This is a genomic window from Planococcus sp. YIM B11945 (assembly GCF_050864155.1).
GTDB lineage: Bacteria > Bacillota > Bacilli > Bacillales_A > Planococcaceae > Planococcus.
The window spans coordinates 166,122-192,804 of sequence record NZ_JBOZWR010000006.1 but is presented as its reverse complement, the minus strand read 5'-3'; the positions used below and the strand labels follow the sequence as shown (position 1 = coordinate 192,804).

The window sequence follows — 26,683 nt, the reverse complement described above, 5'->3', positions numbered from 1 at the left end:
CTCGGGGAGCAAGCTCCCCAAGTTCCGCTCGACTTGCATGTATTAGGCACGCCGCCAGCGTTCGTCCTGAGCCAGGATCAAACTCTCCATTATAGAAGCTTGATTGCTCATGCTGGCGCACCAACCGTCCCCGAAAGAACGCGTTGGCGCTTGATCTGCATAAATGCTGATCAGTAGTTTAAGCCACAAACACCGAGACTTGGAAGACCATTGCTCCGATTGCCTAAAGGCAACCCTCGCAAAAGCCGTTCTCGCGCCAAGACGCTCGTGACGTCTTTCGTTGACGTTTTGCTGTTCAGTTTTCAAGGTTCATGTTTTAAAATTATGGAGCGGGTGAAGGGAATCGAACCCTCATCATCAGCTTGGAAGGCTGAGGTTTTACCACTAAACTACACCCGCATAAAAAGAAAAAATTTGGCGCGCCCGAGAGGACTCGAACCTCTAACCGCTTGATTCGTAGTCAAGTACTCTATCCAATTGAGCTACGGGCGCATTACGAGGTTATGGTGCGGCCGAGAAGAGTCGAACTTCCACGGGATTTCTCCCACTAGGCCCTCAACCTAGCGCGTCTGCCATTCCGCCACGACCGCATTGAATTATTTTTAGGGACAAATTCTATTGTACGCTATCTCTAACTCACTGTCAATGGAAAACTCCAACTTATTAAAGTTTCTAATTCATTCCACATCGTGGGTGTTTCATTTAAGAAAATTGGCTGGGGTACCTGGATTCGAACCAGGGCATGACGGGATCAAAACCCGTTGCCTTACCGCTTGGCTATACCCCAATAAAATGGCGGTCCCGACCGGGATCGAACCGGCGATCTCCTGCGTGACAGGCAGGCATGTTAACCGCTACACCACGGGACCATTTGGTTGCGGGGGCAGGATTTGAACCTGCGACCTTTGGGTTATGAGCCCAACGAGCTACCGAACTGCTCCACCCCGCGATAATATTATTTACGAAGATTGGTTATGCTTTACGCTTAATGGACATCTGCTTCGGCTGACGCCTGCATCGATGTTACTTCGCCGTCTTCGTACGGCTCGTTGCTCCACCCCGCGATAATATTATTAATGATATATACGTTGTTATTCAAAAATAACTTTTTCTTGTGTTGCTTATAAAATAATTGGTGACCCCTACGGGATTCGAACCCGTGTTACCGCCGTGAAAGGGCGGTGTCTTAACCGCTTGACCAAGGGGCCTTAATGGCTCCGAAGGTAGGACTCGAACCTACGACCATCGCATTAACAGTGCGGTGCTCTACCACTGAGCTACTTCGGAATAATGTTTAAGTACTTGTCGACTTTTTCTATTATAAAGAGGTATACGCGAATCGTCAACACCTTTTTTCATTTACTTTATATTATTCGTTTTTTAGTTGTTTTATTATTTTACATTAACAAATAAAAGAAAAAGAAGACGGGCGTAAATGCGCCGTCTTCTTTTCTGTCCAAGCCGTTGGTTTAGGATTTCGCAGCAAGTTTGCCGGCACATTTTCCGCACCGGTAACGTTCTGTATTCATTCGGATTTTTCTCACGTAATTGGTATTGCATGCCACGCATTCGTATTCGTAGCGCTTCATGGATCGCCGCTTTACGTTCTTTTCAATCGTCGAGCAGAACCGCGGAGAATTCGTTGCCTTCAACAGTTCTCGAAAGTCAGCGTCCCGATGCTTATATCCCCTGCCTTCTAGATGCAGGTGATAATGGCAAAGTTCATGCTTAATGATGCCTTCAAGCTCTTTATAGCCAAAGTTTTGATAGGAGCTCGGATTGATTTCGATATCATGGGACCTCAGCAAATACCTTCCGCCTGTCGTCCGCAGCCTTGGGTTGAATGAACCTTGATGCCGAAACGGCTTCTGGAAACTGTTCATGGATATCTCTTTTATCAGTTCTGTCAGTTCTTCGTTCGTCATGTTCGCTCTCCTATTTAGAAGCTTTCTAATTTTCGAGTGTCTGTTCTTTTGGCTGGAGCATCGTCAAGGCGATGCGCCCTTTGTCTTTTTCGACTTTTTCGACCCATGCGGTCACGATGTCTCCGACCGCCACTACTTCAAGGGGATGTTTGACAAAGCCTTTTTTCAGTTTTGAAATGTGGACGAGCCCGTCTTGTTTGACGCCAATGTCGACAAATGCGCCAAAATCGACGACGTTTCTCACTGTCCCCTGCACTTCCATTCCCGGAAGCAAGTCTTCCATCTTCAAGATATCGTTTTTCAAAAGCGGCTGCGGAAATTCGTCGCGCGGATCCCGGTTCGGTTTTTGCAGCGCTTCTAAAATATCCTTCAGTGTAATTTCCCCGACATTCCATTCTTTGCTTAACTCTGCAAGATTGAGCGTTTCTAATTTCGAAGCGAGCTCGCTTTTTCCGACATCTTTTTTATCAGCATCGACAAGGTCAAGCAATTTCCCTGCGATTTCATAGCTTTCTGGATGGATCCCCGTTGCATCGAGTGGATTTTTCCCTTCCGGAATCCGCAAGAAGCCAATTGCCTGTTCGTATGTTTTCGCACCAAGGCGCGGAATTTTCTTCAGCTGCGCACGTGATGTAAACCGGCCGTTTTCATTGCGCGTTTTAATGACGTTTTCTGCAACTGTCTTGCTAAGCCCTGCTACATATTGCAGCAAAGACGAAGACGCTGAGTTGACGTTGACGCCGACTTGGTTTACGGCCGTCTCTACCACAAAAGTCAATTGGTCGGCGAGTTTCTTTTGTGACACGTCGTGCTGATACTGCCCAACGCCCACCGCTTTTGGATCGATTTTTACCAGCTCAGATAAAGGATCTTGCAAACGCCGGGCGATAGACGCCGCACTGCGCTCTTCTACTTGCAGGTCCGGGAATTCGGTCCGTGCAATGTCTGATGCGGAATACACACTTGCCCCCGCTTCGTTGACAATGACATACGAAATGTCCGCTGACGTTTCGGAAATAAAATCAGCAACAAATTGTTCGGTTTCTCGTGAAGCTGTTCCGTTGCCGATTGCCATAATTTCAATTGGGTATTTATCAACTAACCGCTTCATCGTTTTCTTCGCACCTGCTTGATCGTTTTTCGGGGCGTGCGGGTAAATAACAGCAACTTCAAGCAGCTTCCCCGTCTCATCAATGACTGCCAGTTTACAGCCTGTTCGGTAGGCCGGATCGACGCCGAGCACCATTTTGTTTTTCATCGGAGGCTGCAATAATAGGTTGCGCAAGTTTTCCGAGAAAATATGGATGGCTTGCGTTTCCCCTTTTTCGCTTAGTTCGGCTCGGATTTCCCGTTCGACCGATGTTTGGATCAATCGTTTATAGCCGTCTTCAATGGCTGCCTCTACGATATCACTGGACGCATTGGAAGTTTTGATCCATTTATTTTTCATTAAAGTTAAAATACGGTCCACCGGTGGGTGAATCGATACTTTTAACACATCTTCTTTTTCTCCGCGATTAATCGCCAGAATCCGGTGAGGCACAATTTTTTGTACAGCTTCTTCGTAGTCATAATACATCTCAAACACTTGCTTTTCGTCTTCGTGATTCTTTTTCGCAGCGGTTATTACTTTTCCGTCTTTTCGTGTCATGTACCGTATTTTTTCACGAATGTCTGGATCATCAGCGAAAGTTTCAGCCAAAATGTCTTGCGCTCCTTCAATTGCCTCTTCAGAGCTCGTCACGCCAGTTTCTTCGTTAACAAATTCCGCAGCTTTGGATAAAGGATTTTCTTTTGAAAAAGTCATGAGCCAATCGGCGAGCGGCTGCAAGCCTTTTTCTTTTGCTACTGTCGCCTTTGTCCGGCGTTTTTGTTTGTACGGGCGGTATAGATCTTCCAGTCGCTGCAGCACCGTCGCAGCTTGTATTTCTTTTTCTAATTCTGGCGTTAGTTTCTCTTGCTCGGTAATGGACCGAATCACTTCTATTTTTCTCTGCTCTAAATTTTGAATGTATGTATACCGATCATCGATGGCTTTGATTTGTACTTCATCAAGCGAACCAGTCGCTTCTTTTCGGTAACGGGCAATAAACGGCACAGTATTGCCATCTTCGATCAAAGCAATAACTTGAGCCACTTGCCCAGGACGCACGTTTGTTTCTTCGGCAATCAATGATTGGATTTGCTGCATTTCCATAACGACACTCTCCTTCTTTTCACCCTTTATTTTATCACATAAAAAAGAAGCCTTCTCACTTCAGAAGGCTTCCTGCAATAAATGTGGCGTCATCGCCGGTTTCAATTGTGCTGAGTATATTGTAATACAGCCGCTCAGGAATTCCCGCTTGCCGCATCATCGCTTTCGGATTTCTTAAATCCACTCCATCGGAATGAATCAAAAACAAGTCGTTTTCAACATACGTATACAACTGGGTTCGCAATCTTTGGGGACGTCCGGACAAATAGCCCATAACCGGCAAAGGATAAATCATTTCACCCGTTCCTTTTCGGTACAAGTAAAAACGGATATTGCCGACACAACTGTATTCCAGTGTCTTCTTTTTAAAATCGACTTTAAAAATCGCTACTGCTGCACCGCGTTTTTGGACCATTAATTTATTAAAGCGCATCATCAGTTCATCAATCGTTTCGTGATGATATTCTCTTAAAATCTCCGGAATGACCTGTGACGATTCGCGCGCCACAGGTCCACTTCCTAACCCATCGGCAATGGAGCAAATGAAATAGTCATCCGTCAAGACAGTATGATAGCTATCGCCGGATTCGTAATTCCCTTTTTTTGCTTCATTAAAAATAAAAGCTTCTATAAAACTATGGTGTATCGTTTCCACTAAGAAACCCCGCCCGCAGCCAATATTGCTTCTTGGAGCTTTTTAATTGCTTTGCGCTGCAGCCGCGAAACATGCATTTGGGAAATCCCTAACTTATCGCCTGTTTCTTTTTGGCTGAGCTGTTCTATATACGTGTATTGAATGATTTGTTTTTCACGTTCAGAAAGCACATTCATCGCGTTAGCAACGAGCATGCGTTGGTCTGCTTTTTCATAGCCATCGTCTTCTTGGCCTACAACGTCAAATAAAGTAACAGTGCTGCCGTCGGAATCAGCCTCCAGTGAATGGTCCATCGAAAGAGCTTGATAACTTTTGCCCATTTCCATTGCTTCTAGAACATCATCTTCGTCGACATCCAAATACTCGGCGATTTCCCATACTTGAGGGGACCGTTGAAGCTCGCGTGTCAGCACTTCGACCGTTGCTTTAATGCGCGGCCCAAGTTCTTTTATGCGGCGCGGAACGTGGATGGCCCATGTTTTATCACGTAAAAACCGTTTGATTTCACCGATAATGGTAGGAACAGCAAATGCTTCAAAACTTCTTCCAAACGAAGGGTCATACCGGCGAATCGCACCAAGCAAGCCCAACATGCCGACTTGGGCAATATCTTCATGGTAAGATTTACCATTTGAATATTTCCGGGCAATCGATTCCACCAAACGTTTGTAGTTGTTCACTAAATTCGTTTGAGCTTCCTCGTCTTCGTTTTTTTGGTAAGCTTCAATCCACTCCAGAACTTGTTCTTTCGTCGGCTGATTAGGATGAGATCGTTTCGACATCCTCTTCCACCCGCTCTCCTCCAACGTACTTTGTCATAAAGACCGTTACGCCTTCTTGATGATGCACTTTGACTTCATCCATTAAAGTTTCGATCAAATACAGGCCAAGACCTCCTTCGCGAAGAAAAGCTCCTTCTTCCTGGTCATGGTAAGGGCCAACTTTTGCTTTTGTTTCTTCAAAGTCAAAACTTTGGCCGTGATCTGCTACCATAATTTCAATTTTATCTCCATACAACGCACAGCCGATAACAACTTCGCCTTCTTCACCTTCTACATATGCATGTTGAACTGCATTTGTCACCGCTTCACTTGAGGCGATTTTCAAATCTTCAATATCATCATACGTAAAGCCGATTCGGCTAGCCAATCCGGAAATCGTTAATCGGGCTACACCGACATATTGCGATTTGGCCGGAACTCTCATTTCAACATAATCAAAAGGGCGCATGTTAGTTCCCACCTTTTCCGGCGGCTTCGATATCCATAATCTCGCCTAAACCCGTTATATCAAATAGCCGTTTCAAACGCACTGAAAGCCCTTTTAGCTTCACGTGGCCGCCTTTAGCATTGACTGTTTTATAAAAAGCTACAAAAACGCCTAATCCTGTACTATCCATATAATTGACATCTGAAAGGTCCAATTCGGCTTGCAATCCTTCATGATGTTGGAATGTGTCTAATTTTTCTCTAAGAACTGGTGCAGTAAATGCATCTATTTCTCCGCGAATAAAGCCGGTTAGAACATTATTCGTCTCTGCTAGATCTACTTGAATATTCATCTTTTATTGACACCCCGTTTTTTGTAATTCACTCGAACTTAAAAAAGCCATCGTAGGTTTGTTTACCACTTTTCTTCGACAGTTAAACCTACGGCTAGATTTTTTTATAAATCACCAATGTAAAGTCATCTTTAAGTTCCGCATTTTGCATGCGTTCTAGTTCATCGTAAACGTATTGGACAATGGCTTGCGCTGGTTCGTCTTTTTTGCTTTCAATCAAATTGAAGATAACCTCGCGCTCGATAAATCCTTCATCGGTCCGTCCTTCCGTTACACCATCCGTCATCATAATGACCAAGTCATTTTGTTCAAGCGTGATTGTATGTTCTTCGTAAGTAGCGGCCGGCGAGACGCCCAGCAGCAATCCTTTTGCAGGAAGCTCAAAGAACTGCCGTGTGTTGGCGCGGTATAAAATAGCCGGTTCATGTCCAGCTGACCCGTAAGTTAAGCTAGAGCCGTCCGAATTGTACCGCCCATAAAACATTGAAACGAACATCGAATCATCGATGCTTTTTTCAACGATGCGGTTAATGGTTTCAAGCACTTGTTTCGGCATAGCCGTCGAATCATTTAAACTGTCCATGCCAAATTTGACCATCGACATGCACATCGCAGCCGGCAAGCCTTTGCCGATCACGTCCGCAACCGCGATTCCGGCGTGGCCTTCTTCATCACTTATAAAGTATATGTAATCTCCGTTCATTTTGCGGACTGGCACGGACAACAAGCCAATATCCAATCCGGTCAATGACGGCATTTTCGTTTTCAGCAAAGTTTCTTGAACATGGGCCGCCAAATCCATCTCGACCTTTATTTCTTCTTGGCGCTTTAAGAGGCTCTGCCGTTCTTGAAGAGCCAGTCCGTAATTAATCATCATTTCAATCAGAAAATCAAATGAGTGCCAAACTTCTTCCGGCATCTCCGCGTACAATTCCTGCATGGCAGCTTTGTGCATTGAGATCACTTCTTCAGGAGACGTGTTCTCAGAGATAAGCTGTCTGCTAAAGTTTTGCCCAACATACAGGTTTTGCTCTGACTGCCGCTTTATATACTGGCTCAAAATTTCTTTGTATTGACTTTCGATTTTATGAACCATCAGGCGTTCCTCCTATCGAAGCCACTTGGTAGCTCTTATGTCTGTCCCTTCGCCTAGAATCGTTTCAATTCTAAACTCATCCATTAAGCGTTTGACGCCTGGCAATCCGGCTCCTAATCCACCGGATGTGGAGAATCCATCTTCCATTACTTTGCGGACATCGGGAATTCCAGGCCCGTTGTCAGCAGCAATGATCAAAATGCCTTTGACTCCGTTTTCTGTTAATCGTTTAATTTCGATTCTTCCTTGTCCAGCATATAAATAAATATTGCGGGCCAATTCACTGATCGCAGTGGTGATGCGTGCTTGGTCAACTGTACCAAAGCCCAGTTCTTTCGCCACATTGCGCCCCAATTGTCTTGCGGCCACAATATCCCATTCCGTTAAAATTTCGACTGAGGATTGGTTGCTCATGTTTAAGCCTCCAATTCCAATTGAAGTTTATCCAAGCCATTTTCCAAATCCAGTGCTGTCATAACATCTTCAAGTCGAATTCCTAACTCGATCAAAGTGATAGCAACTGCTGGCTGAATACCGGTAATAACCACTCGCGCTCCCATAAGGCTTGACATGCTGATGACGTCTCCTAGGACTTTGGCAATAAAAGAATCGATAAAATCGACAGACGTCAAATCAATCACTACGCCACGCGCACTTGTTTCATGTAATTTCGTCAATAAATCCTCTTGAAATTGAATAGCCGTTTGATCGTCTAACTCCCACTGAATCGAGACGATTAATGTATCTCTTAACTTTAAAATTGGAATTCTGAAATTCATGATTCCTCAACCTCCACAATTTCTCGATTTGTCCAAGCTAATGCTTGTTCCACACCTCGCTGTAGCGTACTCGTTGTTGTATACTCGTTTAAATTAATGCCAAGTGTGACAATCGTTTGGGCGATTTCAGGACGAATTCCGACCAACATGCATTTTGCCCCGACAAGGCGAACAGCATCTGCTGCTTGAATAATGTGGTGAGCGACCATAGTATCGACTACTGGAACTCCTGTAATATCCAGCAGCACCACTTCTGCACGGTGCTTGACCACACCTTCTAACAAGTTTTCCATAATGAGTTTTGCGCGTTCTGTATCAATTGTTCCAACAAGAGGCATTACTGAAATTTTATCAAAAACAGGAATAAGCGATGCAGAAAGTTCCTGTAGCGCAATTTTTTGGAGGCTTACTGTCCGTTCCCAAGCTTTCGAGTACGCATCCACCGTGCTATCGCGAATCGGCGTCACCCATTGATAAAATTCTTCCATATAGCCCCTGACATTGTCTTCTTTGATAATGCCGTCCCGCTCCATGCCTTGAAAAACCACTTCCACAAAATGAGAAATCGCTTTAGTCACAAAAGTAATCGACCATCCTAAGCGCACAACTTTTTCCGAGAAATCCGTCAAGCGATTTTCATAAGCTTCATGGTGTTCCAATAAGTTTGAAACCATTAATTCGGCAAATTCCCGGCTTGTTTGGTTCATCAAATCGGTGGGCATCACTTGAAAAGATCGTTCACTATCTTCTTTTTTCATCAGATCTTGCCACGTTGAAATAATTTCAGTTAAATTGTCCTGAATATATCCAGCCATTCGCTTGTTCATCTTTTCAAAAAACCCTCCCTGTACCACTATGTATCAAATACGTGTCCTTTATACTCTCTCTATTGTATCGGAAAACTGTTGATTTCACATCTATTTTATCCATTGCTTTTCTGCCCTCTTACTAGGATAACAAAAAACACCCAAAGAATCGTTTCTCGGGTGTTTTTTCAGGAGTATGTATGCTTAGAACTTTACGAGACCCACACTGATTTCAAGTGCTTCATCTACTTTTTCCATCAACGCTTCGTCAAGTTGGGTAATTTTGTCAGTTAGCCGCGATTTATCAATCGTACGCAATTGCTCCAGCAAAATAACGGAATCACGTTCAAAGCCATACTTTTTGGCGTCGATTTCTACGTGAGTCGGCAATTTTGCTTTTTGAATTTGCGCCGTAATGGCAGCGATAATGACAGTTGGGCTGAAACGATTTCCTATATCATTTTGGATCACCAGTACAGGGCGGGTCCCACCTTGCTCAGACCCGACAACTGGTGATAATTCCGCAAAAAAAACGTCACCGCGTTTTACAATCAAGTTGTCACCCTCCGCTTACGAGTCGCACGGTCGTGTGCTCCGCTTCGTACTCCGCGTGAGAACATTCACAAGCGATCGATAGGTTAATTTGTGACATTTCCACATAGCCCTTGATCATCGCTTCCCGAATATGAAGGGAATCGTACATGTTTTTGGTTACCCGGCGAGTAGAGACATAAATATAATCTCCGCGCTCTTGAACTTGTTCATCTGAAAAAGTGGTCAGTTCTGAAATCATTTGTTTAGGCAATTTGACAACCACCTCTTTTGTTTTGGTTCTCTTGTACACAGCCGACACCTCCGAATTACCGTTCGTCTATCTCTACACCCCTCATCTTACCATCAACAGGCAGTGCTGAAAAGGCAAATCTGGAATTTTACTATTTAACGATAAAGACGAGGGACGCGTTTTGTTAAATTTACGGATATCTCGTAGGCAATGGTATTCAGTTTTTCTGCCCATTCTTCTATGCGGATCTGTTCATTTCCTTGGCGGCCGATCAACTGGACTTTTTCACCCGCCTGCATTTTTTCAGGCAAACGAATCATGCATTGGTCCATGCAAATGCGTCCGACAATCGGGCATCTTTTGCCTTGGACCAGCACATCCTGGCCTTGAAGCCCCCGCAGCAAGCCGTCGGCATACCCGATGGGGAGCGTGGCAATCCATTCATCTTGCAAGCAGCGATAGGTCGCTCCGTAGCTGATCGCCTCTCCTGCTTTCACTTGTTTTACGTGAATAATTTCTGTCTCTAAGCTTAATGCCGGCGACAAACTAAATGGCAAATGTTCTTCTACATGCGAAGAAGGCGCGATGCCATACATGGAAATGCCGATCCGAACCGCATCAAATGCCAATTCCGGATGCATAATAGCCGCTGCGCTGTTGCTGACATGAACCATAACCGAGGGATCTCCGATCTGTTCGACCACTTGGCTGATGGCGGCAACTTGGCTTTGAAACAATTCATTTTGTTCTTCGTCTGCAGTGGCAAAATGCGTAAAAATCCCTTCAAAAGAAAAGCGGTGCTTCCGCATTAATTCAAGCGCTTGTTCGATTTCATCCGGCTGGATGCCAACTCTGCGCATGCCCGTATCAACCTTTAAATGAACCTTCAATTCTGGAAGTCCTGCTTGAATATGATCCGTTGCTGCAGCGAGCCAATCAAGTGAAATGGCGGTCAATGTGATGCCTTGTCTTTGGGCAATCGGAATAAACCGTCCAGGCGCATGGCCCAACACAAGAATTTCCGCTTTCACTTTGTTCTCTGTTAAAACAAGCGCTTCGTCCGGCGTTGCAACAGCGAGAAAGTTCACGCCGCTTCCCACCGCTTTTCGGGCGATTTCCACGATGCCGTGCCCATAGGCATCCGCTTTGACGATTGCCATCACTTGGCTTTTGCCGATTCTCTTTTTGAATGCCGCTAAATTTTCTTCAATTGCCGTTAAACTGATGACCGCTTTCGTCGGCCGGTAATAGTCTTCCATGCGATCCCTACTCTTCTTAGTTTGATTGCAAAACAACTTGCGCTGCTGCATAATCTTTTGTATGTGTTATCGATACCAGGCCAGCTTCTATTTTCCGGAAAAAAATCTCCGGCTTCCCTTTATCGTCTTTCCGAATTTCAATGTCCTGAAACGAGCAGTCTTTGCCGATGCCTGTCCCTTTTGCTTTTCCATAAGCTTCTTTTGCTGCAAAACGGCCTGCAAGAAATTCAGTTTTTCTGAGGTCTGATAAGCATTCATACTCAGCCAACTCAAACTCAGTTAAAATGCGCTCCCGAAATTTCGGCGACTTTCCGTCCAAATTCCGAATGCGCGCGATCTCCGTAATATCCAATCCAATTCCGGTAATCATCAATGTTTCTCCTTTCAATCCTAAAGCCCAAAAAGGTATACTAATAAATATGAAATAGAGGTGACCTAATGTTTTTACGTACAGAAAGCTTTTCGCAATATATAAGGATGTATCCGGTGGTATCTGCTTTAATTGGGATTAACGTGCTAATTCATATTTTATCATGGATTCCAGCACTAGGAGTACCAATCATCAATTATGGAGTAGGCTGGAATCAAGGCATTTCCGAAGGTGAGTGGTGGAGATTTATCACCCCTGTGTTTTTGCATAGCGGGTTCGCCCATTTGCTGTTCAACATGTTCTCGCTGTTTTTATTCGGCCCGGAGCTGGAACGTTTGACCGGAAAAGTCCGTTTTTTCACCATTTACATTTTGGCCGGACTGTTCGGTTCTGCTGCAACTTACTTTTTACAGCCATTGGATTATTTCCACGTAGGTGCCAGCGGGGCGATTTTCGGTATATTCGGAGCTTTTGGAGCGCTGTTGTATTATGGCGGCCGCGTCTTGCCGCAGCTCAGACAAATTATACTCCCGATTATTGTGATTAGCATAGTGATGACTTTTTTAACGCCAGGCATCAACGCTACTGCGCATATTGCCGGCATGATTACCGGTTTTTTAATCGGTCTCAGCTATTTCCACCCAAAACGCATCGTCAGTTGGAAAGCAAAAAAATAAGGCTGGCTGGGTTTCCGGCCGCCTTATTTTTTATGCTTTTTTTCTTTCCAGCTTGCGGTTGGACGGTTCAAACCAAGCCAAAATCCGGCTCGCATCTTCTCGGTCCATGTGATTGATGCGCGCAGTGGCGCCTAGCATTCCGGATTTGATCGTCGCTTGGATGGAAGCCAGCTTTTTTCGGCGCTGGAAATAGCTTTCGGTCACTTCAATTGCTTGGACCCGCTTTTTCATCATGTAAAAAGTATTCTTGCTAAACGCACGAAACTCCATCGTCACTTGCTTTTCAGATAGTGCATACCCCACAGTGCGGTATTGCCAAATTGCCAACAAAATTGTCACCGGCACAATCAGCAATGCCAATAATCCGTAAGGATAAAAAAAGTAGCCGATTGCCCCGGTTACCGGAAGCATCCATATAAAGTCAAGGCGGTAAAAGAAATGGATGCTGCGTTTTGGCGCTTTTGTCAGCACCGGTTCCCAGTCCATATCTGGAAACAGTTCCTTTAAAACAGGAAGCATTTTCGTTTTCTTGGCAAGCGGCAATAAACGGATTTTCTCGTCTTTGTCGCCGACAGATCCCCCTGCACTTTCAACAGTTACCGTGGCGTAGCCAAAAAGTTCACGAAGCGGATTTTGGGTCACCTTTATTCCTTGAATCCGTTTAAATGGAACCGAGACTTTCTTTTTCTCCAACAGCCCTCTAGAAATGTAAATGTGGTCTTCGTCAGTCGTAATCGTGAATTGGTAGTTGGCGAAAATCGCTAATACAACGGAAATGATCCAAGCGATCACCAATCCGAAAAAGATGGTCAAAGCCACAATCAACGCACCAAAGCGCAAAAACAGCATGACTTCTTCATAAATGGCGCTATAGGGAATGATTTCTCCAAACTGTGAAAGAAAGACTGCCACTGCCGACAAGACAACCCCAATCCCGCCAGACGTCGTCGCGAGAATCACCAATTCTTTCATTGTCATCCGGTAAATCATTTTAATCTTTTTAGCCGATTCTGTCGCCGGCTCTGCCAAAACAACCTGCTCATTTTCAGACAGTGCTTCATGGGCGTGGTGTTTCGCATGTTCCATTTTCTTTTCGATGCGGTCCGCGTCTTCACGCGAAATGGCGGTCAGTTCCACTTCAGCTTTCCCAAGTTTTCCAGTTCCTGCAGTTTCCACTTTGACCTTCACTAAACCAAGCGGCCGGTGGAAAATACCTTCCGTATAGTTTAAACTTTGAATCCGTTCAAACGGAATGTATCTTTTTTTCTTAACAAAAAGCCCATATTCGACGCGAAGTTCGCCTTCTTCAAACCAATATACAAAACGCTGCCATTTTATCAATCCGCTGATCAGCAAAAAAACAAGTGCAACCGCTCCGATCATCAAAGGAATAAGGCCTTGCCATCCTTGGGTAAACATGCCAGTAATGCCGCCGTCCCGGAAGAAATTCACACCAAAAATCACGATAAACGGCAGAATAAGTTCTTTTAATCCTTTAATAAAATTTAAAAATGCAGAAATCGGATGAAGCTTATAGCGTGTCTCAGACATCATCTTCCGCCACCCTTGCCAGCACAGAAATCCGCCCTCTCAACTCGTCCGCTTCTGCCGTCATCAAAGCCGGAATCGTATGAGTCGTCGCGGCTGTGGAAATTGATATTTCCGCCAAATCGTATTTCCGGAGGATGGGCCCTTGTTCCGTATCCACGTGCTGGACGCGGACCATCGGCACCAATGTCCGTTTCACAATAAATAAGCCGTGCTGCAATTCAATTTCTTGTTCCCTCACTTCATATCGCCAGCGCTCCCAGCGGATCTTCGGGAATAAATAAACGAGCAGCACTCCGAAGAGAACAACGATGCCTCCATAAATGATATACAGCCATTCGGGCCATTCAAAAAAATAAGTTAAAACGCCTGCCCCAATTGCAACGAGCGCGATGATGGCGGTTTCGATCATGCCATACAACCGCCAAACGGTAAGCCCTTTTTTGGATATTTGATTTTTGGGTTGCTGGTTCATCCGCTTCTCTCCATTCCCTGTCATAATTACTATACGGTTTAACGCTCGTTTCGTTTCATTTAAATTGTACCTTATTATCCAAACACAACAAAGGCGGATCCAAAACAGTTGCCTGTTTTGGATCCGCCTTATCATGTTACGCTTTTCTTATTGTCTAGACTCCAGCGCCCAGATTCTCAGGGGCGCTTTCGTTTTTCTTACTTAAGACTCGTGACGACGCGTGCGTCCTGGACGTCCGCCGCCTGCACTTCCGCCTTCACGGCGACGGCTTGCGCCTGAACTTGCACCACGGCTAGAGCTTGATCCCGAAGGACGTCCGCCTTTATAGCCGCCGCTGCTGCGTCCGCCACTTCCGCTTCCGCTTCCGCCTTTGCCTTTATAGCCTCCGCCTCCGCGAGATGGCAATGGGCGCTCTTCTGAAATAGAAACCGGCACATCTTCCGGCTCTTTAGTCATTGTTTTAAGCGCAGCTGCAATCAAATCAACAGCATCGAACTTTTCAAGCATTTCTGCCGCATGTGTGCGGTAGTCGCCTAAATTGTTTTTCTCTGTCATTTCTTGCAATTGTTCCATTGCAACGCGTTTTTGGCCTAATACAGCCTCATCAGCAGTTGGAGGAATTAAAGCTTCCATTTTTTTCTTAGTCGTTCTTTCAACGATGCCCAAGTAGCCCATTTCACGTGGTGTTACAAACGTGACTGCGACTCCTTTTTTACCAGCACGGCCAGTACGGCCGATACGGTGAACATAGCTTTCAGGATCTTGAGGAATATCAAAGTTGTATACGTGTGAGACGCCTGAGATATCAAGACCGCGGGCTGCTACATCAGTTGCAACTAAAATATCGACTTTGCCTGCTTTGAATTGCTTCAAAACTGACATACGTTTTGCTTGGCTAAGGTCGCCGTGAATTCCTTCAGCTACGTAGCCGCGGATATTCAAAGCTTTAGCTAATTCGTCAACCCGGCGTTTTGTGCGGCCGAAAATGATCGCAAGTTCCGGTTGTTGTACATTCAAAAGACGTGAAAGGATGTCGAATTTTTCGCGTTCAACTGATTTCACAAAGAATTGCTCAATGTTTTCAACAGTCATTTCTTTTGATTTGATTTTAACGATTTCTGGAGTCTTCATGAATTTTTCAGCAATGCGTCGGATTGCATCCGGCATAGTTGCTGAGAACAACAATGTTTGGCGAGTGTCAGGAACACTTGACATGATTGTTTGGATGTCTTCGATAAAGCCCATGTTCAACATTTCGTCTGCTTCGTCAAGGATCAATGTGTTTACATTGTCCAATTTAAGCGTACGGCGGTTGATATGGTCCAAAAGGCGTCCCGGCGTACCAACGATGATTTGCGGACGGTTTTTAAGCGCGCGGATTTGGCGGCTAATTTCTTGTCCTCCGTATACGGAAAGAATGCGGACGTTTTTATCTTGACCAAGTCTGTAAAGTTCTTCAGAAACTTGGATTGCCAATTCGCGTGTCGGTGCGATGATCAATCCTTGAACATTGCCGTCTTTAGTGTCGATTTTTTCAATCAAAGGAATACCAAACGCAGTTGTTTTACCAGTACCCGTTTGTGCTTGTCCGATAATGTCCTTGCCTTCCATTCCAAGACGGATTGTACCTTCTTGAATCGGTGTTGCTTCTTCAAACCCCATGCGTTTTACGGACTTTAAAGTTGTTTCGCTAATATTTAACTCTGAAAATTTTACCAAATGTTTTCAATCTCCTTTTGTCTTCATCTTTTCTACAAATGGTGTACATTTTAGATGAAATCGTGACAAAGTCGAGCCTTTATGAGGAAGTTTCACGTCGAAAATCATACTCTGTAGTTTTAAGTCAGAGGGGATGTGTGAACAGAAAAAGCTCGGGCGTTGCCGAGCGGTCTGATCGGCGGACTTTTGATGCCCTATGAGTAGAACAAACCGTTTTGCTCAAAAAAATACTCTTCACAGGGAAGAGTGATTCAAAAATGTATCCATTGCTTTCATTAGAATAGCATGATTGTTTGCCATATGCAATCAATACGCAAAGGTTCTAATAATCAGTTTTCTCTCTCGCTTTTCATAAAATCCAATACTTCTTTAAACCAATCGTCGCAATCATCACTGTAGCAAATCAGATGCCGGCCGGTCTCTGAATGGATCAGCCGTTTTTCCGCTGAACCAAGCTGGTCATAGATAAACTGGGCAGCCGAGACTGGAACAATGCCATCCTGTCCGCCTTGAACGATGCAAACTGGAGTTTGGATTTTTCCATAATAGGGCTTGACCATGTCCACCACTCGAAGAAATTCAACGATCGCTCGAGGTGGTGTATGTGTCCATTTGTATTTATACATGTGCAAAAATCGATTTTCGCCAAGCTTCCCTTTGACTGCGTTTTTCACTACACTTTTTGCTTCTTTCAATAACTGCGGAGCACTGATGTATTTGGCCGCTGCACTGAGCAGCACCAGCCGGTCAATTTTATACCGGCTTGCCAAATGCAAAGCAATCAAGCCGCCCATCGAGAATCCTACGATGATGATGCGGCTTGCTTGTTTTTTCAGTTGGCGAAGGGCAATCTCCGCTTCCATCATCCATTGTTCAGCCGTGCCTTTTTTCAACGAAAGCATTTCGCCATGGCCGGGCAGCGTCGGAACTTTCACAATCCAGTCTGTCTGTGCTTCGATAAAATCAGCAAAAGGCTGAACTTCAAACGGTCCACCCGTAAAGCCGTGAATACATAAAACACCGGTCTTCAAACGGCTCTCCTCTTTTCATTGTTCCGTAAAAGGTTCGATAACATGTTCAAGCGCCATGCCGCGTGACCCCTTAACGAGGATGATCGAATCAGCTGAGATGTTTTCTTCAAGCAATGTGATAATCGGTTCGTAGTCCGATTCTGTCCACAACAGTTTCCCTTTAAATGAAAGCTCCAGTTTCTCATGGAGCCATTTCATTCTTGGTCCGTACAGGCAAACACCCGTGAGTTCAGAAGAAATAGACTTCCCTAACCCTTCATGGTATTCCCGCTCCTGATCGCCCAGTTCCAGCATATCGCCAAGCACGACCCATTTGTCTTCTTTCATTGTCGTCTCCCGAATGAAATTTAACGCAGCTTTTACAGAAGAAGGCGCCGCATTGTACGCGTCGTTAATGAACGTAGCACCGTTTTTAGCCGGAATAATTTGCATGCGCATATCCGTCAATGCAGCATCTTTCAAAGATTTCCGAATTTCTTCTTCAGACAACCCCGCTTCAAGAGCAATGAGGATTGCCGCCAAGGTGTTTTTCACTTGGTGGTCTCCGAGAACTGGAATGGTGAACGCTGCATCGATAATGCCGCTGACCATGAAACTGCTGCCATTTTCGGTGGCTTTAATATCAGTTACCGTCAATTCGTTTTCTTCATCAAAACCGAACGATACGGCTTGAAAGAAGTTTTTGACGTGCGGCCGCAGCAATGGCTCGTCGCCATCGTAAAACAATTTGCCGTGCGTTTCCAAACCGGCGGTAATTTCAAATTTCGCCTGGGCAATTCCTTCGCGAGATCCAAGGTTTTCCATGTGGGCTTCGCCGATATTGGTGATGATGGCGTAGTCGGGGCGAGCCAATTCCGACAAAAATTGGATTTCGCCAAACTCGCTCATGCCCATTTCCAATACCGCGAACTTCGTATCCGTATCCAACGACAAAATCGTCAGCGGCATGCCAAGTTCATTATTGAAATTGCCTTGCGTTTTTTGCACTTTAAAATACGGTTTTAAAACGCTCGCTACCAAATCTTTCGTGGACGTTTTGCCGTTTGATCCGGTAATACCGATAAAGGTCGTGGACAATTCATCTCGGTACGCGCGCGCCATTTCCTGTAGAGCGATTTTGCAATCGTCCACGATCAGCAAAGGCAAATCGCTTGGCGGATTGGGCTCGTCGCGCTGCCACAAAGAAGCCGACGCCCCCGCTTCGATTGCTTGCCTTACGTACTGATGCCCGTTGACTTTTTCGCCGCGGAACGGAACGAACAAATCCCCAGGATTCAGCGTTCTGGTGTTGATCGATGCGCCTGTCACTTCGATATCTTTTAAATTTGTTTTGATTCCGAGCCATTTGGCCACTTGCTCAATCTTTTTTTTCATATAGTTTCTCCACTCAATCCATTTTAACTTGCAATTGCTGCTTTTCTTCAAAGCGTTCAATAGCTAAATCAATCAATCGTTCAATCAAATCCGAGTACGCCAGCCCTGTATTCTCCCAAAGAAGCGGGAACATGCTAAAAGGCGTAAAGCCGGGAAGCGTATTCACTTCGTTGATCAGCACTTCATTTGCTGCCGTGACAAAAAAGTCCGCACGCACAAGGCCTGAACAGTCCAAAATCTTAAATGCTTTTTTAGCCGAAACCACAAGTTCTTCGTAAACTTCTTCATCAAGTTCCGCAGGAATGATCATCGCCGTATTGCCGTCTTTGTATTTCGCTTGGTAATCATAGAACGCTTTTAGCGGTTTGATTTCACCGGCAACGGAACATTCCGGATTGTCGTTTCCAAGAACACCAACTTCGATTTCACGTGCCACGACGCCTTGTTCAATAACAATCTTCCGGTCGAATTTCAATGCTTCTTGGACTGCAGCAATCAATTCTTCCTGATTGTCCGCTTTGTTGATGCCGACACTTGAACCGAGATTGGCAGGTTTCACGAAAACCGGCCAGTTCAATTCTTTTTCAACGCGGTCGAGCCAATGCTGCTGGTTCGTTTGCCATTCGTTTCTTATGAAATACACGTATGGCGTCTGCTTTAAACCAGCTTGTTCAAATAATTGTTTCATGATCACTTTGTCCATGCCTGCGGCTGAAGCCAGTACGCCATTTCCGACATACGGCAAGTTCATCACTTCAAGCAATCCTTGCACCGTGCCATCTTCGCCGTTTGGCCCGTGGAGAAGCGGAATGATGACGTCCAATCCTTTATCTTGCTCGGCTGGAAGGAACCCTGAAATGCTGTTTGGATTTGCGCCTTCTGCCAATTGAAGCTGCTCGATCGATTGGGACGGTCCATCAAGCAGCGAACCTTTGATCCATTCGCCTTCTTGAGTGATGTAAATGGGATATACTTCGTATTTATCGAAATTCAATGCTTGTGTCATCGCATGGGCAGTTGAGAGCGAGACTTCATGCTCTGCAGACTTGCCTCCATATAATAAGCCAATTTGTTTTTTCATCAGAAAAACCTCCGCTTTGTCCAGCTGCCAGCGCTGCTGCGCTTTTCACTTTCTCATTTTCGTTTGCATATTGCCTAGTTTATCACGAACCGGGATCAGCGAAAAATGTTTATCGGTTAACCGCCAAAAATTTTCAGCCCAGCGGCCCCCGCAATAATGCAGGCCAAAAAGAATAATTTCACCGGTTCTTTGCTTTCTTTGAAAAACAGCATGCCCACGAGCACGCTTCCTGCAGCACCGATTCCTGTCCAAACCGCGTATCCGGTGCCAACCGAAATTTGCGTCAACGCGACTGACAACATATAAAAACTAAGCCCGCCTGCTACAATCGACCAAAGCGTGTAAATTTTCACCCGAAAGCCGTCCGACAGCTTCATTGCTGTGACAAAAGCCACTTCGCAAAAACCTGCTGCAATTAAAATGAGCCACGCCATCATGCGTCACGCTCCTCTTCAAGCGGCTTTTTGCCGTCCACCATTTTCAGCCCAACAATCCCAAAAATGAGCAGCCCGAGAAACGCCAGCTTTTCAATACTGGCATTTTCATCGAACACAAAAATGCCGAGAATGGCCGTGCCTGCAGCTCCGATGCCGGTAAACACGGCATAAGCGGTCCCCACCGGCACCGTATCCATTGCCTTGGCAAATAGCAAAAAGCTGATGATAATAAACACGATTGTCACTACGGATGGCAGCGGATGGGTAAAGCCATTTGAAAATTTCAAACCGATTGCCCATACGATTTCCGTCAGCCCGGCAATCAGCAAATAAATCCACGCCATTTCTATTACCTACTTCCCTAATCAAATCACGTACTATATTGAACTGCCGATTATAAAATCGTAAATTTCCAAAACAAAAAAATAATACCCTGTAGCGAGTATTATTTCCATTGTTTTAATTTGCGGTCAAAAATAATTTTCCGGCTGATATCTTGTTTCGTGTAGTCCTGAATATTGGACCAGAATTCGTCCAAAAAAGAAATTTCCTCAATCGGCCGTACATGCAGCTCGATGGTGTTTTTCGTTTTTTCCGGATCAGCCAATGAAATCAAGATGCCCTCCCGGTAGCTTTTCTTCAAGGAATGCAAGATTTCCGGCGGCAATTCCGGAATCAAGTCTTTTGTTTTTCTGCGCCAAAAATTCTGGCCATTTTCTTCTCTTCTTATTAAATGGGTGAAATAATTCCCAACCAATTCATTCAAGCGATCCATATGCCGGAAATAAATTTTCGTCGTCTGCTCTTCCTCACTCGACAAATACACAAATTCATTTTGCAAAGTCGAATAAAACGGAGGGCGAACCGTTTCTTTTCTATGGCCAATATATAAAAGCTCTGCTTGCTCTTGCGGAGTCAATGAATTTAATTGTTTTTCACTTTTAAAATCAATCCAGCAAAATTCGGTCTTTTTGTTTGCGCGTGCTTTTCGCAGCTGGGTAAATTCTTCTTGAGAAACAAATTCCATGTATGTATGCATATTAAAAGATGCATCCTCATAAGGATGTTTCAGCAGCAATAAATTTTTGGGCATTTTCATGGCATCCAAAAAATGGGCGAAGGTAAGTCCACTGAAAAGAGCAAACTGGTCAGCTTCGTTCAAATAAACATAAAGATGTTGTATATAATAATCCGCGTTCAGCGGTTTCTTCACCATAGTCTTCACTCCAGTCTTTTTTATTATACGTCCAATCTTCCAAAAAATGAAACATCCTTGCTCTTCTATACGTCATTACTTTTGGAGCAGGAATATTTCAGGTGAATAAGTTATAATGTAAACCGACTCTCAATACTAAGAAGTACAGGTGAATGCACATGCAGACAAACAAAAGCTTCGCCGATCGCATCGATTGGTCGCTCGCTTTCATATTATTTTTATTTTTCGTCGTCAGTTTAATCGCAATTTCTTCCGCACAGACCACGGGGCAATATGGCACCAACTTTGTGCCAAAGCAAGCCATTTTCTATATTATATCCATTGCCATGATTGGCGCTATCATGTATTTCGATCCGGATCAGTTCAAGAAATTCGCTTATTATTTATACGGCTTCGGCATTGTGCTGCTGATTTTGTTAATGCTTGCACCGGAAGGGCAAGGCCAGCTTGGGCAACGAGTCAACGGCGCTAAAGCCTGGTTCCATTTGCCGTTCTTTAACCTTCAGCCGGCAGAATTTATGAAAACCTTCTATATATTGGCGTTGGCAAAAATGGCTTCATCCCATCATGAAAAAAATCCAGTCAAAACCTTGAAGACGGATTTTTATTTATTAGGAAAAATTGCTGTGCTATTGCTCATCCCGCTTGCCTTTATCATCCAGCAGCCCGATTTAGGGACAGCACTGGTGTTTATGGCCATTACGCTTGCATTGATTGTGGTATCGGGGATTTCCTGGAAAATCATTTTGCCAAGCTTTGGCGGTGTAGCGGCCGTTGGCGGTCTCCTGCTTTGGATGGCTCTCAACATGCAAGAATTCCTGACAGACAAGTTAGGCCTTCAACCTTACGCGTTCGCCCGGATTTATACGTGGCTTGACCCTTACTCGTATGCAGACAACGAAGCGTACAACTTAATCGCTGCGATGAATGCCATCGGTTCAGGTGAAGTGTTTGGGAAAGGCTATCAAGGAAGGCAAGTGTATGTTCCGGAGAACCACACCGACTTTATCTTTACAGTCATCTCAGAGGATTTCGGTTTTGTAGGATCAAGTATCGTAGTTATTTTGTTCTTTATGCTTATTTACCATTTGACGAAAATCACCTTGCAATTAAAAGATACTTTTAGCACGTATGTATGCGCCGGCATCATTGCTATGATTACGTTTCACGTATTCCAAAACATCGGCATGACCATCCAGCTTTTGCCGATTACCGGAATCCCGCTTCCCTTCATCAGTTACGGAGGAAGTTCGTTGATCGGCAATATGCTCGCTCTTGGAATTGTCTTCAGCATGAAGTTCCATCACAAAACGTATATGTTCGGCAACCACAAAGAAGATGATTGAACTACCCCCACTTACTCGCTAACACTACTTGAAGTGGGGGATTCCTAAGTTATCCATCCTAACGGACGAAAATTTATTAGGCTAACCCCGTAGTCCCTACGTTAGAAGCCGAATAGCTTCATTTTTGAGATTGATTCCTGCGTTAATGTCTCGGTCATGATGACTGCCACATGACGGACAATCCCATTCACGCAAAGCGAGATTCTTAACGTCTTTATGTTTGTGTCCACAATTCGAACATAGTTGACTGGATGCGAATGTTTTGCTAACGACAACGACTTTCTTCCCGTACCACTCGGATTTGTATTCCAGCATGGTTCTGAATTGTGACCATGATACCTCACTAATCGCTTTCGCTAATTTGTGATTCTTCAACATATTCGAGACCTGCAAATCCTCAATGCCGATAATGTCGTGGTTTTTGACAATCTCAGTCGAGATTTTATGCAAGTAGTCGGTTCGAGAATTGACGATTCTTTCGTGGATTCTGGCAACCTTAATTCGTTGTTTCTGATAGTTTTTCGCATCGACCAATAAACAATTACGGCTCTTTGCCAGTTCTCTTCGTCTGGACAGCTTCTTTTGTTCTTTTGCCAGCTTCTTTTCCATCTTTCGGAAATACTTAGGGTTACTGAATACAGTACCATCGGATAGAATAGCGAAATCTTTCAACCCCACATCGATTCCGACAGAATATCCCGTTTTAAGCTTTGATTGAACTTCTGTTTCCACTAGAATCGAGACAAAATAGTTCCCACTTGTCTTTCGTGAAATCGTGGCATTAAGAATCCGTCCTTCTGCTTCACAGCTTTTGGCATATTGGACAAGCCCAAGTTTTGGCAATTTGATTTTATTGTCAACTACTGCGATATTACTGTTGGTGCATTTTGTTGTATACGATTGCAGATTATTTTTCTTTGATTTGAAACGCGGGGCTTTGTTCTGCTTTTTGAAAAATCTCTTGAATGAGTCGTCTAAGTTTTTCAGTGAAGATTGAAGTGAAATACTATCCACTTCTTTGAGCCAGTCAATTTCTTTTTTCAATTGCGTTAATTGGGATGAGCAAGTATTATATGTCAGCCCCTTACCAGTCACTTTATACACTTCATTCCATTTATCCAAAAAGTGATTAAAAACGAAACGACTACACCCGATGGTTTTAGCAATGAGAATTTCTTGTTCTTTCGTTGGATAGATGCGAAACTTGTAGGCTTTGTTTCTCAGCATTGATTCTCACCTCCTGCTTCCATTAAACAGTCGGACGATAAGGACGGCTAAAGCCATCCCAATCCGAAGCCGATTCATTCCCCACTTATTTATGGGCTACACCCTACACAAAATTGAAGTGGGGTCTTCTCGGCTAAAATGATAAAAAACTCCGACGCCAGACGTCGGAGTTTTTTATGCTTGTGATTGCGTTTGCGGTGATTGCGGCAAAGCAAGCGCTCTCAATAATTCTACGCGCGATTTTGTGATTTTTGCTTGGATTCCCAGTTTCGATAGGTTTGAAACGATTTTGCGAACTTCTACGTCTTTCGCCATCCATATCACCTCTTTATATTTATCTATACTTTTATTAACGAATTTAGCCGTTGTTGGTTTCGTTCGTAACATATAAATATTTGACTTTTCTGTGTCTACGTATATAATACCATCTTTTCGGAGCTTTAAACTTTTCAATTTGATGACAATGTAAATTTTTTTTGAACTTTCTTCTTTGTTTTTATTTCGCATTAGCAAAACTGCAAATGAGGAAGTCAGTTCAAAAACTTCTTATTCAAGACATTTCTGAAGAAAAAGTTCTCATCTATGTAACTTGAACTAAAGAAGGTGCTTTTTTAGAAGCCGCTTCGGTCGCTTTGGGAAGAGCAAAGAATTTTGTCTCTGTATTGCACCTGCATCGCTGCGCTTCTTCGGTGCAGAAAAAACCGCCGCTGCGCTAGCTTCGAGACAGAAAAGGGCCTTGCTCCTGCAGCGCCATGCGCTTCGGCGCGAAGATACGGACCAAATTCCATTTGGTCCGTATCTTCGCAGCTGTTTTGCGGAATATCGAAAAGTCGAATACTTAGTTCAACTTATATAGAATCTTCCGCATATAACTCCGCGAATGTGGTGATCGATCGATCCAAGTTAAGGCCTCAACAGAACTTTAGGAGAAGCCGTTGTTGTTCATTGGAAACAGGAGTAATATGGACAAGAGTCTTTTTAAGAAAGCAGGATACATAATGATGAAAAAAACGATTTTACTTTTAATGTCCGTCCAGTTTTTTGTGTACTTGGGCTTTGGCATTATCATACCTGTTCTGCCAGAAGTTATCGTGCAGCAAGGCTATGCGGACATCCACGTCGGCGGCTTGATCACGATTTATGCACTCGCTTCATTTTTCACTGCTCCTTTATGGGGTGCTTTATCTGACCGGACAGGCCGGAAGAAATTGATCTTGATTGGATTAGCCGGATTTGCTTTAAGCTTTTTCCTGTCTTCCTTATTCTTGGATCAGTTGGTCTTGCTCTATGCAGCGCGCATCATCGGCGGCTTCTTTTCTGGAGCCCTTTACACTGCGGTAACCGGATTTGTGGCAGATATCACGACGGATGACGAACGCAACAAGTACATGGGGCTTCTCGGCATGTCGATCGGGCTTGGGTTTATTTTCGGGCCAGCGCTCGGCGGTTTGCTCGGCAGCATTTCGTTATCGCTGCCTTTCATGGCCTCTGCTGGTTTGGTCTTGCTGCTTATGGCGTATGCCGCAATTTTCTTGAAAGAACCAAAGCGCCGCGGCATGGCCACCAAACGTGCATGGGTCCCTGAAGGCGGTCGAATGCTTTGGCAATACCGCATCCGTTATTTGTTCGTATTTTCGTTCATGGTGACGTTTTTATTAGCTGGCTTGGAATCGACGTTCCAGTTGTTTCAAATCGACCAAATCGAAATCACTCCACTACAGCTCGGGTATCTCTTTATCGCGAGCGGTTTGGTTGATGCAGCGATTCAAGGCGGCGTCGTTCGCAGGATCAAAGACGGACAGGAAACAAAATGGATCATTGGCGCTCAGGTAGTCACAGCGGTTGGTTTATGCATCTTGCCCTTCACCTCCAATTTATTTTTTGCAGGTGTGGCGCTTAGCGTATTCACTGCCGGAAATGCATTGGCCCGCACTTCGCTCGTGTCGCTGACATCGAAAGAATCTGGCGGGAAATACGGCACCGCCGCCGGCATGACGTATTCAATGGATAATATGGGCCGCATCATTGGACCGTTGTTTTTCACTTGGCTGTTGACGATGCAAGCCGGTTCGGTGTATTTCGTATCCGCCGCCTTAGCCATCGCTGCCATTCTTTTGATCCTGCTTTACCAAAGTTCTCCCAAAACGCTCCGCAGCAATAAAAAAGCAAGTGCCTCGTCGTTATGAGGCACTTGCTTTTTTTAGATTGGCGTTCCGCCGTTAATGTGAAGAATTTGGCCAGTTACATAAGAGGAATCATCTGACGCCAAGTAGACATAGCCCGGTGCCAGTTCATCCGGCTGCCCAGCGCGGCCGAGCGGCGTTTCCGATCCAAAGTCTTCTACACCTTCTGCTTCAAATGTAGCTGGAATGAGCGGTGTCCAAATCGGGCCGGGAGCGATAGCGTTGACGCGGATGCCTTCTTTAGCAAGCGATCCGGATAGCGCCCGAGTGAAAGCGACGATGGCTCCTTTTGTAGAAGAATAGTCGATTAAAGACGGTTCTCCTTGGAATGCCGTAATAGAAGTGGAATTGACGATGGACGCACCTGGTTTTAAATAGTCGAGCGCAGCTTTTGTTAAATGAAACATACTGAAAATATTGGTGCGGAACGTCTTCTCCAGTTGCTCAGCAGTAATATCCTTTAACGAGTTTTGAGGATGCTGTTCAGCTGCGTTGTTGACCAAAACATCCAGCTTGCCGAATTCATCAATGACTTTCTGAATGGTTTCTTGGCAAAACGCTTCGTCGCCAATATCTCCTGCAATCAACAGGCAGCGGCGCCCTTGCTGTTCAACAAATTTTTTCGTTTCTTCCGCGTCTTCGTGTTCGTTCAAGTAAGCAATCGCAACATCTGCTCCTTCTTTCGCGAATGCTACGGCAACGGCACGGCCGATTCCGCTGTCGCCTCCTGTGATTAAGGCAGTTTTTCCAGGAAGGCGCTGGGCTTTTCCGGCAAGGTTCTTGCTGAAGTCCGGGCGCGGATCCATTTCCGTTTCATGCCCTGGCTGGCTTTCCTGTTCTTGTGCTGGAATGTGTTCCGGTTTGTCTTTTCCCATGTGCTTTCATCCTTTCGTGATTGGCATTGTCTCTGTCGATTTCCCTTTTCATTGCTGCCATA

At 44.8% G+C, this 26,683-nt stretch carries 28 protein-coding genes, 8 tRNA genes, 1 rRNA gene and 1 pseudogene; 3 read left to right on the top strand and 35 right to left on the bottom strand.

All coding sequences use genetic code 11. The annotated features are described in order from the left end of the window. The 23 genes from ACRRQV_RS13530 to acpS all read right to left on the bottom strand — a co-directional run. Positions 1-93, bottom strand: a 16S ribosomal RNA gene (locus ACRRQV_RS13530); the annotation flags it as partial. Between the two features lie 232 nt (positions 94-325). Continuing rightward, positions 326-399: transfer RNA gene (locus ACRRQV_RS13525), tRNA-Gly, on the bottom strand. A gap of 16 nt (positions 400-415) precedes the next feature. Continuing rightward, a tRNA-Arg gene (locus ACRRQV_RS13520) sits at positions 416-492 on the bottom strand. Between the two features lie 12 nt (positions 493-504). Next, positions 505-590, bottom strand: a tRNA-Leu gene (locus ACRRQV_RS13515). Between the two features lie 122 nt (positions 591-712). Continuing rightward, positions 713-787: transfer RNA gene (locus ACRRQV_RS13510), tRNA-Gln, on the bottom strand. A gap of 6 nt (positions 788-793) precedes the next feature. Next, positions 794-869 (bottom strand) — tRNA-Asp (locus ACRRQV_RS13505). Positions 870-872: 3 nt separating this feature from the next. Then, positions 873-949, bottom strand: a tRNA-Met gene (locus ACRRQV_RS13500). Between the two features lie 184 nt (positions 950-1,133). Then, positions 1,134-1,208: transfer RNA gene (locus tag ACRRQV_RS13495), tRNA-Glu, on the bottom strand. A gap of 4 nt (positions 1,209-1,212) precedes the next feature. Further along, positions 1,213-1,287 (bottom strand) — tRNA-Asn (locus tag ACRRQV_RS13490). A 182-nt stretch (positions 1,288-1,469) separates the two neighbouring features. After that, positions 1,470-1,925, bottom strand: a complete 456-nt coding sequence (locus tag ACRRQV_RS13485; protein ID WP_432531710.1) for a SprT family protein — start codon at positions 1,923-1,925, stop codon at positions 1,470-1,472. 25 nt (positions 1,926-1,950) lie between these two features. After that, positions 1,951-4,122: a Tex family protein gene (locus ACRRQV_RS13480; RefSeq protein WP_432531708.1), complete on the bottom strand. Its 2,172-nt coding sequence runs from the start codon at positions 4,120-4,122 to the stop codon at positions 1,951-1,953. Positions 4,123-4,177: 55 nt separating this feature from the next. Beyond that, positions 4,178-4,777 carry a PP2C family serine/threonine-protein phosphatase gene (locus tag ACRRQV_RS13475; protein ID WP_432531706.1) on the bottom strand — a complete coding sequence of 200 codons (600 nt, stop codon included), beginning with the start codon at positions 4,775-4,777 and terminating at the stop codon, positions 4,178-4,180. Then, on the bottom strand, positions 4,777-5,559 hold the full coding sequence (sigB, locus tag ACRRQV_RS13470) for an RNA polymerase sigma factor SigB (protein WP_106534570.1): 783 nt from the start codon (positions 5,557-5,559) through the stop codon (positions 4,777-4,779). The genes ACRRQV_RS13475 and sigB overlap by 1 nt, the downstream gene beginning before the upstream one ends. Continuing rightward, the gene (rsbW, locus tag ACRRQV_RS13465; protein WP_432531703.1) at positions 5,537-6,007 is read right to left on the bottom strand and encodes an anti-sigma B factor RsbW; all 471 of its coding nucleotides are present in this window, start codon (positions 6,005-6,007) and stop codon (positions 5,537-5,539) included. The genes sigB and rsbW overlap by 23 nt, the downstream gene beginning before the upstream one ends. A gap of 1 nt (position 6,008) precedes the next feature. Further along, positions 6,009-6,338: an anti-sigma factor antagonist gene (locus ACRRQV_RS13460; protein ID WP_432531701.1), complete on the bottom strand. Its 330-nt coding sequence runs from the start codon at positions 6,336-6,338 to the stop codon at positions 6,009-6,011. A 94-nt stretch (positions 6,339-6,432) separates the two neighbouring features. After that, positions 6,433-7,434: a PP2C family protein-serine/threonine phosphatase gene (locus ACRRQV_RS13455; protein WP_432531699.1), complete on the bottom strand. Its 1,002-nt coding sequence runs from the start codon at positions 7,432-7,434 to the stop codon at positions 6,433-6,435. Positions 7,435-7,446: 12 nt separating this feature from the next. Beyond that, on the bottom strand, positions 7,447-7,848 hold the full coding sequence (locus tag ACRRQV_RS13450; protein WP_432531697.1) for an anti-sigma regulatory factor: 402 nt from the start codon (positions 7,846-7,848) through the stop codon (positions 7,447-7,449). Between the two features lie 2 nt (positions 7,849-7,850). Beyond that, positions 7,851-8,213, bottom strand: a complete 363-nt coding sequence (locus tag ACRRQV_RS13445) for an STAS domain-containing protein (RefSeq protein ID WP_432531695.1) — start codon at positions 8,211-8,213, stop codon at positions 7,851-7,853. Beyond that, positions 8,210-9,040 carry an RsbT co-antagonist protein RsbRA gene (locus ACRRQV_RS13440; protein ID WP_432531693.1) on the bottom strand — a complete coding sequence of 277 codons (831 nt, stop codon included), beginning with the start codon at positions 9,038-9,040 and terminating at the stop codon, positions 8,210-8,212. Before ACRRQV_RS13440 ends, ACRRQV_RS13445 begins: the two co-directional genes overlap by 4 nt. A gap of 183 nt (positions 9,041-9,223) precedes the next feature. Next, on the bottom strand, positions 9,224-9,574 hold the full coding sequence (locus tag ACRRQV_RS13435; RefSeq protein WP_033543552.1) for a type II toxin-antitoxin system PemK/MazF family toxin: 351 nt from the start codon (positions 9,572-9,574) through the stop codon (positions 9,224-9,226). 4 nt (positions 9,575-9,578) lie between these two features. Further along, complete coding sequence (locus tag ACRRQV_RS13430; protein ID WP_432531691.1) at positions 9,579-9,863, bottom strand: transcriptional regulator; 285 nt, start codon at positions 9,861-9,863, stop codon at positions 9,579-9,581. Between the two features lie 95 nt (positions 9,864-9,958). Continuing rightward, entirely contained in the window at positions 9,959-11,062 is a 1,104-nt protein-coding gene (gene alr, locus ACRRQV_RS13425) for an alanine racemase (protein WP_432531689.1), read from the bottom strand. A 16-nt stretch (positions 11,063-11,078) separates the two neighbouring features. Next, on the bottom strand, positions 11,079-11,432 hold the full coding sequence (gene acpS, locus ACRRQV_RS13420; protein ID WP_432531687.1) for a holo-ACP synthase: 354 nt from the start codon (positions 11,430-11,432) through the stop codon (positions 11,079-11,081). Between the two features lie 68 nt (positions 11,433-11,500). Here acpS and ACRRQV_RS13415 point away from each other — a divergent pair, with 68 nt between their 5' ends. Beyond that, entirely contained in the window at positions 11,501-12,109 is a 609-nt protein-coding gene (locus ACRRQV_RS13415; protein ID WP_432531685.1) for a rhomboid family intramembrane serine protease, read from the top strand. Positions 12,110-12,139: 30 nt separating this feature from the next. Here ACRRQV_RS13415 and ACRRQV_RS13410 read toward each other — a convergent pair whose 3' ends face one another. The 9 genes from ACRRQV_RS13410 to ACRRQV_RS13370 all read right to left on the bottom strand — a co-directional run bounded on the left by ACRRQV_RS13410 (position 12,140) and on the right by ACRRQV_RS13370 (position 20,990). After that, on the bottom strand, positions 12,140-13,660 hold the full coding sequence (locus tag ACRRQV_RS13410) for a PH domain-containing protein (protein WP_432531730.1): 1,521 nt from the start codon (positions 13,658-13,660) through the stop codon (positions 12,140-12,142). Beyond that, positions 13,653-14,132: a PH domain-containing protein gene (locus tag ACRRQV_RS13405; RefSeq protein WP_432531683.1), complete on the bottom strand. Its 480-nt coding sequence runs from the start codon at positions 14,130-14,132 to the stop codon at positions 13,653-13,655. Before ACRRQV_RS13405 ends, ACRRQV_RS13410 begins: the two co-directional genes overlap by 8 nt. A 201-nt stretch (positions 14,133-14,333) precedes the next feature. After that, positions 14,334-15,851 carry a DEAD/DEAH box helicase gene (locus tag ACRRQV_RS13400; protein ID WP_432531682.1) on the bottom strand — a complete coding sequence of 506 codons (1,518 nt, stop codon included), beginning with the start codon at positions 15,849-15,851 and terminating at the stop codon, positions 14,334-14,336. A gap of 329 nt (positions 15,852-16,180) precedes the next feature. Then, a complete protein-coding gene (locus tag ACRRQV_RS13395; protein WP_432531680.1) occupies positions 16,181-16,882 on the bottom strand; it encodes an alpha/beta hydrolase in 702 nt (233 codons plus the stop codon). Positions 16,883-16,897: 15 nt separating this feature from the next. Further along, positions 16,898-18,256 (bottom strand): UDP-N-acetylmuramoyl-tripeptide--D-alanyl-D-alanine ligase, encoded by a 1,359-nt coding sequence (locus ACRRQV_RS13390; protein WP_432531678.1) that lies wholly within the window; start codon positions 18,254-18,256, stop codon positions 16,898-16,900. Positions 18,257-18,269: 13 nt separating this feature from the next. Beyond that, a complete protein-coding gene (locus ACRRQV_RS13385; protein ID WP_432531676.1) occupies positions 18,270-19,337 on the bottom strand; it encodes a D-alanine--D-alanine ligase in 1,068 nt (355 codons plus the stop codon). Between the two features lie 116 nt (positions 19,338-19,453). Next, positions 19,454-19,771 carry a DMT family transporter gene (locus ACRRQV_RS13380; protein ID WP_432531728.1) on the bottom strand — a complete coding sequence of 106 codons (318 nt, stop codon included), beginning with the start codon at positions 19,769-19,771 and terminating at the stop codon, positions 19,454-19,456. Further along, entirely contained in the window at positions 19,771-20,118 is a 348-nt protein-coding gene (locus ACRRQV_RS13375; protein WP_432531674.1) for a DMT family transporter, read from the bottom strand. Before ACRRQV_RS13375 ends, ACRRQV_RS13380 begins: the two co-directional genes overlap by 1 nt. 101 nt (positions 20,119-20,219) lie before the next feature. Further along, the gene (locus ACRRQV_RS13370; protein WP_432531672.1) at positions 20,220-20,990 is read right to left on the bottom strand and encodes a hypothetical protein; all 771 of its coding nucleotides are present in this window, start codon (positions 20,988-20,990) and stop codon (positions 20,220-20,222) included. A gap of 158 nt (positions 20,991-21,148) precedes the next feature. Between ACRRQV_RS13370 and ACRRQV_RS13365 the strand changes: the two genes are divergently transcribed. Continuing rightward, positions 21,149-22,336 carry an FtsW/RodA/SpoVE family cell cycle protein gene (locus tag ACRRQV_RS13365; protein ID WP_432531670.1) on the top strand — a complete coding sequence of 396 codons (1,188 nt, stop codon included), beginning with the start codon at positions 21,149-21,151 and terminating at the stop codon, positions 22,334-22,336. A 76-nt stretch (positions 22,337-22,412) separates the two neighbouring features. Here the strand turns inward: ACRRQV_RS13365 and tnpB are convergent. Beyond that, positions 22,413-23,563 (bottom strand): annotated as a pseudogene (tnpB, locus tag ACRRQV_RS13360) (IS200/IS605 family element RNA-guided endonuclease TnpB). A 174-nt stretch (positions 23,564-23,737) separates the two neighbouring features. After that, a complete protein-coding gene (locus tag ACRRQV_RS13355; protein WP_432531668.1) occupies positions 23,738-23,878 on the bottom strand; it encodes an Lmo0850 family protein in 141 nt (46 codons plus the stop codon). Positions 23,879-24,564: 686 nt separating this feature from the next. On the opposite strand from ACRRQV_RS13355, the gene ACRRQV_RS13350 reads away from it, so the two are divergent. Continuing rightward, entirely contained in the window at positions 24,565-25,749 is a 1,185-nt protein-coding gene (locus tag ACRRQV_RS13350; RefSeq protein WP_432531726.1) for an MFS transporter, read from the top strand. A gap of 14 nt (positions 25,750-25,763) precedes the next feature. On the opposite strand, the gene ACRRQV_RS13345 is transcribed toward ACRRQV_RS13350, so the two are convergent. Further along, complete coding sequence (locus tag ACRRQV_RS13345; RefSeq protein WP_432531666.1) at positions 25,764-26,621, bottom strand: SDR family oxidoreductase; 858 nt, start codon at positions 26,619-26,621, stop codon at positions 25,764-25,766. Positions 26,622-26,683: the final 62 nt, after the last annotated feature.